This is a genomic window from Pseudomonas sp. AOB-7, from assembly GCF_003696305.1.
In the GTDB taxonomy this organism is placed as follows: Bacteria; Pseudomonadota; Gammaproteobacteria; order Pseudomonadales; family Pseudomonadaceae; genus Aquipseudomonas.
The window spans coordinates 113378-125779 of record NZ_RFFK01000006.1 but is presented as its reverse complement, the minus strand read 5'-3'; the positions used below and the strand labels follow the sequence as shown (position 1 = coordinate 125779).

The 12402-nt window shown below is 66.5% G+C and carries 14 protein-coding genes, 3 tRNA genes and 1 pseudogene; 12 read left to right on the top strand and 6 right to left on the bottom strand.

Annotated features, from left to right (window positions below):
* Positions 1-30: 30 nt before the first annotated feature.
* The gene (locus tag EA796_RS13540) at positions 31-354 is read right to left on the bottom strand and encodes a DUF1820 family protein (RefSeq protein WP_021443092.1); all 324 of its coding nucleotides are present in this window, start codon (positions 352-354) and stop codon (positions 31-33) included.
* Positions 355-525: 171 nt separating this feature from the next.
* On the opposite strand from EA796_RS13540, the gene miaB reads away from it, so the two are divergent.
* From miaB to yacG, 6 genes and pseudogenes are all read left to right on the top strand, one after another.
* Entirely contained in the window at positions 526-1869 is a 1344-nt protein-coding gene (gene miaB / locus EA796_RS13535) for a tRNA (N6-isopentenyl adenosine(37)-C2)-methylthiotransferase MiaB (protein ID WP_178082563.1), read from the top strand.
* An 88-nt stretch (positions 1870-1957) separates the two neighbouring features.
* Positions 1958-2950, top strand: coding sequence for a PhoH family protein (locus EA796_RS13530; RefSeq protein WP_122108966.1), 993 nt, complete (start codon positions 1958-1960; stop codon positions 2948-2950).
* Positions 2943-3414: pseudogene (ybeY, locus tag EA796_RS13525) on the top strand (rRNA maturation RNase YbeY); the annotation flags it as partial. The gene EA796_RS13530 and the pseudogene ybeY, both read left to right, overlap by 8 nt.
* Before the next feature lie 15 nt (positions 3415-3429).
* Positions 3430-4269: an HlyC/CorC family transporter gene (locus EA796_RS13520; protein ID WP_021443096.1), complete on the top strand. Its 840-nt coding sequence runs from the start codon at positions 3430-3432 to the stop codon at positions 4267-4269.
* A gap of 181 nt (positions 4270-4450) precedes the next feature.
* Complete coding sequence (gene coaE, locus EA796_RS13515) at positions 4451-5059, top strand: dephospho-CoA kinase (RefSeq protein ID WP_122108964.1); 609 nt, start codon at positions 4451-4453, stop codon at positions 5057-5059.
* Entirely contained in the window at positions 5056-5250 is a 195-nt protein-coding gene (gene yacG / locus EA796_RS13510; RefSeq protein ID WP_021443098.1) for a DNA gyrase inhibitor YacG, read from the top strand. The genes coaE and yacG overlap by 4 nt, the downstream gene beginning before the upstream one ends.
* A gap of 33 nt (positions 5251-5283) precedes the next feature.
* Here yacG and EA796_RS13505 read toward each other — a convergent pair whose 3' ends face one another.
* Both EA796_RS13505 and EA796_RS13500 read right to left on the bottom strand, forming a co-directional pair.
* Positions 5284-5499 carry a hypothetical protein gene (locus EA796_RS13505; RefSeq protein ID WP_122109102.1) on the bottom strand — a complete coding sequence of 72 codons (216 nt, stop codon included), beginning with the start codon at positions 5497-5499 and terminating at the stop codon, positions 5284-5286.
* Positions 5500-5580: 81 nt separating this feature from the next.
* The gene (locus EA796_RS13500) at positions 5581-6270 is read right to left on the bottom strand and encodes an energy-coupling factor ABC transporter permease (protein ID WP_021443100.1); all 690 of its coding nucleotides are present in this window, start codon (positions 6268-6270) and stop codon (positions 5581-5583) included.
* Between the two features lie 128 nt (positions 6271-6398).
* Between EA796_RS13500 and EA796_RS13495 the strand changes: the two genes are divergently transcribed.
* From EA796_RS13495 to EA796_RS13480, 4 genes are all read left to right on the top strand, one after another.
* A complete protein-coding gene (locus tag EA796_RS13495; RefSeq protein WP_122108963.1) occupies positions 6399-7028 on the top strand; it encodes a DUF1780 domain-containing protein in 630 nt (209 codons plus the stop codon).
* Positions 7025-7555: an MOSC domain-containing protein gene (locus EA796_RS13490; RefSeq protein WP_122108962.1), complete on the top strand. Its 531-nt coding sequence runs from the start codon at positions 7025-7027 to the stop codon at positions 7553-7555. Before EA796_RS13495 ends, EA796_RS13490 begins: the two co-directional genes overlap by 4 nt.
* Positions 7556-7579: 24 nt before the next feature.
* Positions 7580-7753 (top strand): DUF3094 domain-containing protein, encoded by a 174-nt coding sequence (locus EA796_RS13485; RefSeq protein WP_021445286.1) that lies wholly within the window; start codon positions 7580-7582, stop codon positions 7751-7753.
* A gap of 63 nt (positions 7754-7816) precedes the next feature.
* The gene (locus tag EA796_RS13480) at positions 7817-9118 is read left to right on the top strand and encodes an NAD(P)/FAD-dependent oxidoreductase (RefSeq protein ID WP_122108961.1); all 1302 of its coding nucleotides are present in this window, start codon (positions 7817-7819) and stop codon (positions 9116-9118) included.
* Positions 9119-9288: 170 nt separating this feature from the next.
* Here the strand turns inward: EA796_RS13480 and EA796_RS13475 are convergent.
* The 3 genes from EA796_RS13475 to EA796_RS13465 form a co-directional block, all read right to left on the bottom strand.
* Positions 9289-9364 (bottom strand) — tRNA-Lys (locus tag EA796_RS13475).
* Between the two features lie 5 nt (positions 9365-9369).
* Positions 9370-9446: transfer RNA gene (locus EA796_RS13470), tRNA-Pro, on the bottom strand.
* A gap of 9 nt (positions 9447-9455) precedes the next feature.
* Positions 9456-9531, bottom strand: a tRNA-Asn gene (locus EA796_RS13465).
* Between the two features lie 207 nt (positions 9532-9738).
* On the opposite strand from EA796_RS13465, the gene EA796_RS13460 reads away from it, so the two are divergent.
* On the top strand, positions 9739-12060 hold the full coding sequence (locus tag EA796_RS13460; RefSeq protein ID WP_158603099.1) for a DUF1631 domain-containing protein: 2322 nt from the start codon (positions 9739-9741) through the stop codon (positions 12058-12060).
* A 9-nt stretch (positions 12061-12069) separates the two neighbouring features.
* Positions 12070-12402, top strand: coding sequence for a PilZ domain-containing protein (locus EA796_RS13455; RefSeq protein WP_021445294.1), 333 nt, complete (start codon positions 12070-12072; stop codon positions 12400-12402).

The following is a 12402-nucleotide window of genomic DNA, read 5'->3' as shown; positions in this document are numbered from 1 at the left end:
CCTACCTAGCTGTAGCTCGTGGCCTGCCGCTTACTTGTCCGGCATCGGCATGGGAAACGGCATGACGTTGCCGCCGCCCTTGGCTTCGCTGATCTTCGGCGTGCCCAGGCGCTCCACCTCGTCGATACGGATGATCGCGTGCATCGGCACGAAGCTGCGCACCACGCCGTCGAACTGGGCCTTGAGCTTCTCCTCGCTGGGGTCGACCACCACCTGGGTACGCTCGCCGAAGACGAACTCCTCCACCTCCAGGAAGCCCCACAGATCGCTCTGGAAGATCTGCTTGGCGTACATCTCGTACACCTGGCCCTGGTTGAGGAAGATCACCTTGTAGATGGGGTCGCGCTTGCTCATGAAGACTCGAAGTCAGGAAAAACAGGGGCAAGCAGAATAGCACAGCGCACAAGGCTAGCCTGGATGAAATCTGGGCCATGCAATGCTTGAGGCTTGCGGCAGCTCTTGTAGCCTGATGCCCGCCGCTCCCCTATAATGCGCGGTCATTTTTTAACCAGCCCAGACAGCGCCATGACCAAGAAGCTCTATATCGAAACCCACGGTTGCCAGATGAACGAGTACGACAGCTCGCGCATGGTCGACCTGCTGGGCGAGCATCAGGCCCTGGAGGTCACGGAAAAACCCGAAGAAGCCGACGTCATCCTGCTCAATACCTGCTCGATCCGCGAAAAAGCTCAGGACAAGGTGTTCTCCCAGCTCGGTCGCTGGCGCGAGCTGAAGTTGGCCAACCCGGATCTGGTGATCGGCGTCGGCGGCTGCGTGGCCAGCCAGGAAGGTGCGGCGATCCGCGACCGCGCGCCCTACGTCGACGTGGTGTTCGGCCCGCAGACCCTGCACCGCCTGCCGGAAATGATCGACGCCGCACGCAGTACCAAGACCGCTCAGGTCGACATCAGCTTCCCCGAGATCGAGAAGTTCGACCGCCTGCCCGAACCGCGCGTCGATGGCCCCAGCGCCTTCGTCTCGGTGATGGAAGGCTGCAGCAAGTACTGCACCTTCTGCGTGGTGCCCTACACCCGCGGCGAGGAGGTCAGCCGGCCGCTGGCCGACGTGCTGCTGGAGATCACCCAGCTCGCCGACAAGGGAGTCAAGGAAGTCACCCTGCTCGGCCAGAACGTCAACGGCTACCGCGGCGCGGCGCCGGACGGGCGCATCGTCGATTTCGCCGAGCTGCTGCACGCGGTGGCGGCGCTCGACGGCATCGACCGCATCCGCTACACCACCAGCCACCCGCTGGAATTCTCCGACGCCATCATCCAGGCTCACGCCGAGATCCCGCAGCTGGTCAAATACCTGCACCTGCCGGTGCAGTCCGGCTCGGACCGCATCCTTGCGGCGATGAAGCGCAACCACACGGCGCTGGAGTACAAGTCGCGCATCCGCAAGCTGCGCGCCGCGGTGCCGGACATCCTGATCAGCTCGGATTTCATCGTCGGCTTCCCCGGCGAGACCGATAAGGATTTCGAGCAGACCATGAAGCTGATCGACGACATCGGCTTCGACTTCTCCTTTTCCTTCATCTACAGCGCGCGCCCCGGCACGCCGGCAGCCGATCTGGTCGACGACACCGCGGACGAGGTGAAGAAGCAGCGCCTGGCCATCCTCCAGCACCGCATCAATCAGTACGGCTTCGAGAACAGCCGACGGATGGTCGGCAGCGTGCAGCGCATCCTGGTCAGCGACTACTCGAAGAAGGACCCGGGCATGCTCCAGGGCCGCACCGAGCAGAACCGCATCGTCAACTTCCGTTGCGATAATCCGCGGCTGATCGGCCAGTTCGTCGACGTGCATATCGACGACGCCCTGCCCCACTCGCTGCGCGGCACCCTGCTCGACGGACAGGGCCTCCACTAAAGCCGTAGCCGCCCGCGCTTTGCGTCTTGGGCGGCCGGCGTTATGCTTCGATTCACTACCCCAGCCGACTGGCGGCCATCACACGACCTTGAACGCTCCCCTAGAACCCCATCGTTTCGTCCTCGAACCCTTCGAGGCACGCCGTTTCGCCAATCTCTGCGGCCAGTTCGACGAACACCTGCGCCTGATCGAAGAACGCCTCGGCCTGGAGATCCGCAACCGCGGCAACCAGTTCGAGCTGCTCGGCAGCAGCGACAAGGCCCAGGCTGCCGAGCAACTGCTGCGCCGCCTGTACCGTGAGACCAAGGCCAACGAACTGTCCCCCGACCTGGTGCACCTGTACCTGCAGGAGTCCGGCGTCGAGGAACTGGTCAACCCCAGCAGCGCGCCGCAGGTCAGCCTGCGCACGCGCAAGGGGGTGATCAAGCCGCGCGGCGCCAACCAGCAGCGCTACGTCAAGGCCATCCTCGACCACGACATCAACTTTGGCATCGGTCCGGCCGGCACCGGCAAGACCTATTTGGCCGTGGCCTGCGCGGTGGACGCCCTGGAGCGCGAGCAGGTGCGACGCATGCTGCTGGTGCGCCCGGCGGTGGAAGCCGGCGAGAAGCTCGGCTTTCTGCCCGGCGACCTGGCGCAGAAGATCGACCCCTACCTGCGCCCGCTGTACGACGCGCTGTACGAGATGCTCGGCTTCGAACACGTGGCCAAGCTGATCGAGAAGCAGGTGATCGAGGTCGCGCCGTTGGCCTATATGCGCGGCCGCACCCTGAACAACAGCTTCATCATCCTCGACGAGAGCCAGAACACCACGGTCGAGCAGATGAAGATGTTCCTCACCCGTATCGGTTTTGGTTCCACCGCAGTGATCACCGGCGATATCACCCAGGTCGACCTGCCGCGCGGCACCAAGAGCGGCCTGACCCACGTGATCGACGTGCTGCGCGACGTGCCGGGCATCAGCTTCACCCACTTCAAGCCCAAGGACGTGGTGCGCCACCCCCTGGTGCAACGCATAGTCGAGGCCTACGAGCGCCACGACAACCGCCTGCACGGCAAGGTCGAGGACGGCGATGCTTGAACTGGACCTGCAACTGGCCAGTGACGGCCAGCACCCCGACGAAGCCCAGCTGCGTCAATGGTGCGAACTGGCCCTGCGCCAGCGCACCGCCGACTCCGAACTGACCATCCGCCTGGTCGACGAAGCCGAAGGCCGCGAGCTGAACCGCACCTGGCGGCACAAGGACTACGCCACCAACGTGCTGTCCTTCCCCGCCGAGATTCCTGACGGGATTCTCGATATCCCGCTGCTGGGCGACCTGGTGATCTGCGTGCCGGTGCTCGAGCGCGAGGCCGCCGAGCAAGGCAAGACGCTGGAGGCGCACTGGGCCCACCTGGTGATCCACGGCTGCCTGCACCTGCTGGGCTACGACCATATCGAGGAAGACGAAGCCCTCGAAATGGAACAACTGGAACGACAATTGCTCGCCGAACTGGGTCATCCCGACCCTTATGCCGGCGACGAATAACCCTCCTGACAAGGAACCCCGAGTAAACGCCATGAGCGAAGACCGATCGAGCAACGAGCAGAAGTCCTGGTTGAACAAACTGACCCAGGCTTTTGCTCATGAGCCGAAAAACCGCCAGGAACTGCTGGAAGTCCTGCGCGAAGCCCACCAGAACAAGCTGCTCGACAGCGAGGCCCTGGCCATTGTCGAGGGCGCCATCCAGGTCGCCGACCTGCAGGTACGCGACATCATGGTGCCGCGCTCGCAGATGATCAGCATCAAGGCCAGCCAGACGCCGCGTGAATTCCTCCCCGCCATCATCGACGCCGCCCACTCGCGCTACCCGGTGATCGGCGAGAGCCTCGACGACGTCATCGGCATCCTCCTGGCCAAGGACCTGCTGCCGCTGATCCTCTCGGGCGAGCAGCCCAGCTTCAACATCAAGGACCTGCTGCGCCCGGCCACCTTCGTGCCCGAGTCCAAGCGCCTCAACGTGCTGCTGCGCGAGTTCCGCGCCAACCACAACCACATGGCCGTGGTGATCGACGAGTACGGCGGCGTCGCCGGCCTGGTGACCATCGAGGACGTGCTCGAGCAGATAGTCGGCGACATCGAGGACGAGCACGACGTCGAGGAAGACGGCTATATCAAGCCGCTGCCGTCCGGCGACTTCCTGATCAAGGCGCTGACGCCGATCGACAGTTTCAACGAGACCTTCGACAGCGAGTTCTCCGACGACGAGTACGACACCGTCGGCGGCCTGGTGATGAACGCCTTCGGCCACCTGCCCAAGCGCAACGAGGTCACCGAGATCGGCGAGTTCCGCTTCCGCGTGCTCAACGCCGACAGTCGCCGCATCCACCTGCTGCGCCTGACCCCGGTCAATCGCTGAGCCGGCGCAGCCCGTGGCCCGGATTGGCCGCCGGCGTAATCCGGGGGATTGCCCCCGGATGCACCCGGGCCACGCCGCGACTCGATCGCCATAGCGGCCGCGCACTGGCGGATTGTTCGCTTCGCTGCCGAATCCACCCTACAATCGCGGCCTTGAGCAGCAACGGGACCGCAACCTCGCTATGAAACCCTGGATTCTCGGCCTGACCGGCGGCATCGGCAGTGGCAAGAGCGCGGTGGCGCAAGGCTTTATCGAGCGCGGCGTGCACCTGGTGGACGCCGACCATGCCGCGCGCTGGGTGGTCGAACCCGGTCGCCCGGCGCTGAGCAAGATAGTCGAGCATTTCGGCGCCGGCGTGCTGCAGGCCGACGGCCAACTGGACCGCGCCGCCCTGCGCCGACTGGTGTTCGCCGACCCCGAACAGCGCCGCTGGCTGGAAGCGCTGCTGCACCCGCTGATCGGCCAGGAGATCGTCCAGGTGCTGGCGCGCGCCGAGTCGCCCTACGCCATCCTGGTGTCGCCGCTGCTGGTCGAATCCGGCCAGCAGCGCCTGACCCAGCGCGTGCTGGTGGTCGACACCCCGGTGGAGCTGCAGGTGCAGCGCACCATGGCCCGCGACCAGAGCAGCGAGGAGCAGGTGCGCGCCATCCTCCAGGCCCAGGCCAGCCGCGAGGAACGCCTGCGCCACGCTGACGACGTGCTGCTCAACGACCGCGACCTGGCCTGGCTGGATGCCGAGGTCGAACGCCTGCACACCTTCTACCTGACCCTGCGCGGAGGCCAGCCATGACCACCACAGTGCAATGCCCCACCTGCGGTGCGCCCGTCGAGTGGAAAACCGAAAATACCTACCGCCCGTTCTGCAGCGAACGCTGCAAACTGATCGACCTCGGCGCCTGGGCCGCCGAGGAGCACGCCATTCCCGGCGACCATCTGGAAGACGAACTGTTCAGCGGCGAACTGCCGACCCGCCCGCACTGACCAACCGTGGCCGTAGCCCGGATCATATCCGGGCTACGGCCGCATAAAGGCGTAATCGCGCTCGTCGTCGAGGTTGTCGGCGAGAAACTGCAGCTCGTGCGCCAGCTCCTGCGCATCGCGCAGCCCCCTGCTCTGCTCGACGACCTCCGCCAGCAGCGCGCGCAACGCCAGCAGGCGGTCGAAGCCCTGCGCCTCGGCGCTCTGCAGCTCCGCCTCCAGGGCGATTCGGGCCCAACTGTGAATGCTCATGCGCAACTCCTCAATGGTTTGCTCCAGCATGGCGCGAAACCACGGCGCGGCATTGATCCGGATCAAGCGGCGCAGACGGATTCACTCGTCGCGCTCGTCCTCCTTCCACGGTGCCTGCAGGTAGCGACTGCGATTGAAGGTCTCCAGCCAGTCCGGGTAGAACACCACCAGCGCGGTAACCACGGTGCCGTTGATAAAGGCCTCGGGAAACATCACCAGCCACAGGTAGCCGGCGAAGTCGTCCAGCCAGGGCGGCATGGGGAACAGGCCGTCCAGCCACAGCAGGCCGAGACCGCCGAGCAGGGTCAGCAGGGTGGCCAGCGCCGCCGGGAAGAAACCGCAGAAGAAGATGTAGACGAACAGGTTGCGCGGCTGCGCGCGCTCCACCCGCAGCGCGCACAGTTCGGTGACCAGCACCGGGATCAGCACCAGCAGCACGCCGTTGACGCCGAGCGCGGCCAGGTCCTGGCGGCCGATGGCGAGCAGGCCGAGTTGCGCCGCCAGGCCGGCCAGCACCGCCAGTGGCCAGTCCAGCAGCAGGGTCACCGCGGTCATGCCGATGAAGTGGTAGGACAGCCCCGAGTCGAAATCGCGGCGCACCAGCCACAGCAGGAACAGCCCGAGCATGGTGCCGAACAGCAGATGCTGGCGGCGCAAGTCGCTGCACAGCTCCAGCCAGGGGGCCCGCCAGACGGCCCAGAGCAGCGCCGGCAGGTAGATCAGCCAGCCGGCCGCCAGGGTGGTGCCCGCTAGCAACTCCGCCGCGATCATGCCGCCGCCCCGCTTTCGTCGTCTCTGCGCATGCCATCCTCCGCTCGCTGCCGGGCAGTCTACACCGGCCGCTGGCGGCGGACGACTCGCGCTGGCAAGGCGCCCCGGCGCGGGGCTAAGCTAGGTTCATGGACGACTCCGATTACCTGCGTCTACTCACGCACCAAGCCGAACAAGCCAACGCCTTTCTCTCCAACGCCAAGAAGTGGGAGCGCGAGCGCTGGGTCTGCCAGCGCCTGCTGCAGGCGCTGAACGTCGCCCAGCGCAACGAGGATTTCAGCCCCAGCGGGCAGGAGCCGCCGGACGTGCTGTTTCGCGACGCCAACTTCGAAGTGTTCTTCGTCCTCGACGAGGGCCGCCGCCTCAACGACGAATGGCGCGCCGAGCTGGAACGCCGGCGCAGCGCCTTCTCCCTCAGCCAGCTGGTGCGCCGCGAAGCCCGCCCCAAGCGCATCCCCGCCAGCGAGCTGCAGGCGCGCCTGGCGCCCACCCTGCGCAAGAAGGCGCACAACTACCGCGAGCGCGGCATCGACCTGGGGGAACTGGACCTGATCGCCTTCGTCAGCCTCAAGCGCGCCGCGCTGGACTGCAACAGCCACTTCCCGCCACCCACCGAATACCTGCGCCAGGGCTGGCGCTCGCTGTCGCTGGTCGGCCCGCGTTTCGCCCGCGTGCTGTTGGCCCACCCGGACGCCCCGGATTTCCTGCGCCAGAACCTCGGCCGCAGCCTGCTGTTCGACATCGGAATCAGCCTGTGAGGTCGCTGCAGGAGCTGCTCGCCGAGGTGCCGCAGGTCGGCCGGGTACGCTGGATAGGCGTGCGCCCGGCCGCGCGCGCCGCCATGCTCGAGGTCGAGGCCGTGCAGGCCCGCCGCGAAGCCGGGCTGACCGGCGATCACAGCCGCCCGGGGCCGCGCAACGCGCGCCAGGTGACGCTGATCCAGTGGGAACACCTGGCGGTGATCGCCGCCCTGCTCGGCCACCAGGCGCCGCTGCCGCCCAGCGAGCTGCGGCGCAATATCGCCGTCGCCGGCATCAACCTGTTCAGCCTCAAGGGCCGACGCTTTCGCATCGGCCAGGCGCTGCTGGAAACCACCGGCTGGTGCCAACCCTGCGCCAGGCTGGAGCAGCGCCTCGGCCGCGGCACCTTCCAGGCCATGCGCGGCCACGGCGGCATTACCGCGCGGGTGCTGGAAGGCGGCATCATCCGCCTGGAAGATAGCGTGCAGGTGCTTGACCAGCCGGACAACGAGGCTCGCCAAGCCTGGCGGGCAAGCCTAGAATAGCCGCATTCGAGCAGAGGCCTCCCGATGACCAGCCGCCTGAGCCCCGACGACCAGCAAAAGGTCGATCACTACCTGAGTGCGCCGCAACACCAGGTCGAGCGCCAGCCCTTCCGGGTCTGGCGCCTGCTGGCCATCATCCTCTGCGTGGTCGTCGGCCTCGGCCTGCTGAGCCGCTTCCTGAGTCGGTTGGTGCTATGAGCTGCCTCGCGCTCGCCCGATCGGACTCGCACCGTCTTTTTCAAAGCCTTGTGAGCATCATCCATGTCCCATCGCATCGTGATTGTCGGCGGCGGCGCCGGCGGTTTGGAGCTGGCCACCCGTCTGGGTAGAAAACTCGGCAAGAGCGGCGCGGCCCGCATCGTTCTGGTCGACGCCAATCTCACCCATATCTGGAAGCCCCTGCTGCACGAAGTGGCCGCCGGCTCGCTGAATTCCTCGGAAGACGAGCTGAACTACGTGGCCCAGGCCAAGTGGAACAGTTTCGAGTTCCAGCTCGGCCGCATGAGCGGCCTGAATCGGGCTGCCAAGACCATCACCCTGGCGCCGACCCTGGACGACGACGGCCAGGTGCTGATGCCCGAGCGGCAGATCGCCTACGACAGCCTGGTGCTCGCCGTCGGCAGCACCACCAACGACTTCGGCACCCCCGGCGCGGCCGAGCACTGCCTGTTCCTCGACACCCGCGAGCAGGCCGAACGCTTCCACCGACGCATGCTCAGCCACTACCTGCGCGCCCACGCCAACGAAGGCGAGGACGGTGCACAGATCAACATCGCCATAGTCGGTGCCGGCGCCACCGGCGTCGAACTGGCGGCCGAGCTGCACCATGCGGCGCAGCAGCTGGCGGCCTATGGGCTCAACCGCATCCGCCCGGAAAACATGCGCATCACCCTGATCGAGGCCGGCCCGCGTGTGCTGCCGGCACTGCCCGAGCGCATCGCCCGGCCGGTGCACCAGACCCTGGAAAAACTCGGTGTCACCGTGCTCACCGGCGCCGCCGTCAGCGAGGTGCGCGCCGAGGGGCTGCAGACCGCCGACGGCAATTTCATCCCGGCCAGCCTCAAGGTCTGGGCCGCCGGCATCCGCGCCCCGGGCTTCCTCAAGGAACTCGACGGCCTGGAAAGCAACCGCATCAACCAGCTGCAGGTGCGCCCGACCCTGCAGACCACCCTGGACGACGACGTGTTCGCCTTCGGCGACTGCGCCGCCTGCCCGCAGCCAGGCAGCGACGGCCGCAACGTGCCGCCGCGCGCCCAGGCCGCGCACCAGCAGGCCTCGCTGCTGGCCAAGTCGCTGCGCCTGAAGATCAGCGGCCAGCCGCTGCCGGAGTACCGCTACCGCGACTACGGCTCGCTGATCTCGCTGTCGAGCTTCTCCGCAGTGGGCAACCTGATGGGCAACCTGACCGGCAGCGTGATGCTGGAAGGCTGGCTGGCGCGGGTGTTCTACGTGTCGCTCTACCGCATGCACCAGATGGCCCTGTACGGCCCGCTGCGCACCCTGCTGCTGATGCTCAGCGACCGCATCGGCCGCAGCACCGAGCCGCGCCTGAAGCTGCACTGAAAGCAGCCGCCATGCGGCCTTCCGATGCCCCTCTCCCGCCGGGAGAGGGGCGACCAGCACGCAGCCCGCATGAAATCCGGGGCAGGTATTCAGCGGCGAGATGCCCCCGCTGCAAAAGCCGACGCGCAGAAACGACGAAGCCCGCACAAGGCGGGCTTCGTCGTTCTATATGGTGGGTCGTGTAGGATTCGAACCTACGACCAATTGGTTAAAAGCCAACTGCTCTACCAACTGAGCTAACGACCCAAATATGGTCGGGGTAGGGGGATTCGAACTCCCGACATCTTGCTCCCAAAGCAAGCGCGCTACCGGACTGCGCTATACCCCGTCTGGAATTTGGCTCCGCGACCTGGACTCGAACCAGGGACCCAATGATTAACAGTCATTTGCTCTACCGACTGAGCTATCGCGGAACTTCGGCATTCCATCTCTTCGGCGTTTCGGCTATTTGCTTTCCCGCTTCAGAGGCGCGCCATTTTACGTCGCAAAACTTCCCTGTCAACCCCTGCAAACTGCTTTTACGACAATGCTTTGCAGCGCGGCGATGGACTACTATATGTTCCATCGAACTGCGGCCCGACGCAGGACGCGCCAGCCGACGACTCCAGCCAGGACAGTCCATGAGCAACCAGGACACGCCTCCGATCAAGCCCAGCGTGGCGAAGCTCGCCAGCCGCGGCATCCAGCCGCGCTTCGGCGAGCTGGTGCAGAGCTGCCGCAAGCTGGTGATGAATCGCCTGGCGGAGCACCTGAGCGGCGTGTTCGGCCAGGTCGACGACACCCTGTTCGAGTGCGCGGAGAAGGCCGAGAACAACAAGGTGCAGACCCTGTTCTTCGACAGCATGCGCGAGATTCGCCGCCAGCGGCCGCAGATCGAACGCAGCTACCACCAGAAAATCGCGCACAATTTCTCCGATTTCCTCGAAGGCAAGCTGCAGAACCAGGCACCGGCCGAGCTCGACCCCGAGCAACTGGCCCTGGTGCAGAACGAGGACTACGAGGAAAGCCTGCAGGTGACCAACATGGTCAGCCGGGTCAAGGCGCGCTGCACCCAGCCGCTGTTCGCCCTGGAGCAGCGCCTGGCGCTGCTCAACAACGGCCAGAAGCTCGGCGAGGACAGCAACCCCTTCGGCCCACAGGCCATCGCCCAGGCCTTCCGCGAAGCCCTGGCGCCCTGCTCCTTCCCGCTACGAATCAAGACCATCCTCTACATGCTCTTCGATCGCCATGTAATGCAGGGCCTGGACGCACTCTACGAGGCGCTCAACCAGCGCCTGATCGACGCTGGCGTGCTGCCCAACCTCAAGTACAGCGCCCAGCTCACCCCCAGCGTCAGCCGCCCGGTGCGGAACAAGGCCGAAGCAGCCCCCGAACACCAGGTGCCCGCCCAGGGCCAGCCCGGCGCCCCGCACGCCGAACCGGCGCTGCTCGACCTGGACCTCAGCGCGCCGCCGCCGAGCGACCCCATGGCACTGTTCAGCGGCCTGTCCAGCCTGCTCGGCGAGCACCGCCAGAGCCATCCGGACGAACCGCTGCTGGGCGGCACGCGCAGTATCGTCAGCTTCTCGCCGCGCGGCGCCAGACGCACCTACAGCGCCAACGAGCTGCTCGCCGCGCTCAACCGCATGCAGCAGCAGTCGGCCCACGACCTGGCCCAGCGCCTGCAGCGACCGCAGCAGGTGGAAGGGCTCAAGGCCGACCTGCAGCAGCAACTGGAGACGCACAGCAGCCTGCCCGGCGACAGCAAGGTGTCCGACCAGGAAGCCGGCGTGATCGACCTGGTGGGCATGCTGTTCGACTTCATCCTCGACGACGAGAACCTGCCGGACAGCTGCAAGACCGCGCTGTCGCACCTGCACACGCCCTACCTGAAGATCGCCCTGCAGGACAAGGCGCTGTTCACCCAGCACCACCACCCGGCGCGCCGCCTGCTCAACGCCATGGCCCAGGCCGGCGTGCTCTACGGCAACGAAGGCGACGAACGCGGCCTGCTGGCGAAGATGCAGTGGGTGGTCGAACGGGTGATCCATGGTTTCAGCGGCGATCTGGCGCTGTTCGACAGCCTGATCGACGAGTTCAACGAGTACGTCGAGACCCTGCGCCACAAGGTGGCGCTGCGCGAGCGCCGCGCGGTCGAGGCGGCCAAGGGCCGCGACCGTCTGCTCGGCGCCCGCGAACAGGCGCTGGAGGTGATCCAGCGCAGCGTCGCCCAGCGCGACCTGCCGGCGATCATCCGCAACTTTCTCGAACTGACCTGGGCCGACGTGCTGGTCTTCGTCCTGCTGCGCCACGGCGACGCCAGCGCGGAATGGCGGCGCCACTGCGAGGTCGCCGAGCAGCTGGCCTGGAGCGGCACCCCGCTGGGCGAGGCCGACAAGCGCCGCCTGCAGGAGCTGCGCGTACCGCTGCTCAGCGACCTGCGCAAGGGCCTGGAACTGCTCGGCGGCTATCACGAGGACGGCATCCGTCGTCTGCTGCAGGATCTGGTGGCCTGCCAGCACGCGGTGCAGGCCAAGCAGCCGCAGCTGGCCGCCCGGCTCAAGCCGAGCCTGCCGGAGAGCCCGCTCGGCGCCATGCTCGGCGAGGACGCCGACCTCGCCCGTCAGGCGCCGCCACGCACCAGGCTGTCAGCGCGCGCCCAGACGCTGGCCAAGGAACTGGCCAGCGTCGAGTTCGGCACCTGGTTCGAGTTCGTCAACGGCGAGCAGAGCCGCAGGCTCAAGCTGTCCTGGTTCAGCCCCACCACCCACAACTACATGTTCGTCGACAACAGTGGCCAGCGCGTGGCGATCAAACCCCTGACCCTGCTGGCCAGCGAGATGGAACAGGGCCTGGCCCGCATCGTCCCCCCCGAAGGCGCGGCACCGCTGATGGATCGCGCCCTTACTGCCATCTACCGTGTGCTGCAGCGCTTTACCGGGCGCACGGCCGAACCCCGCTGAGGAATGTCCATGGAAGAGCGTCGCCAACACAGCCGCCATGGCACCGAGTTGCAGCTGGAGGTCTTCGACCTGAACAGCGGTCAGCGCCTGGGCCGCATCGTCGACCTGTCCGCCGACGGCTTCATGCTGTTCAGCGACACCCCGCACACCGCGGACGCGGTGCTGCAATGTCGCCTGGTGTGCAGCGCCGGCACGCAGGTTCTGCCGGAGGTGCGCCTGGGCGCCGACTGCCTATGGAGCCGCCCCGGCGCCGACGGTCAGCACTGCTGGGCGGGCTTTCATATCATCGACCTGGCCGAAGATCAGGCCAGGGCGCTGGAAATCCTGCTGGCCAGGCTCTGA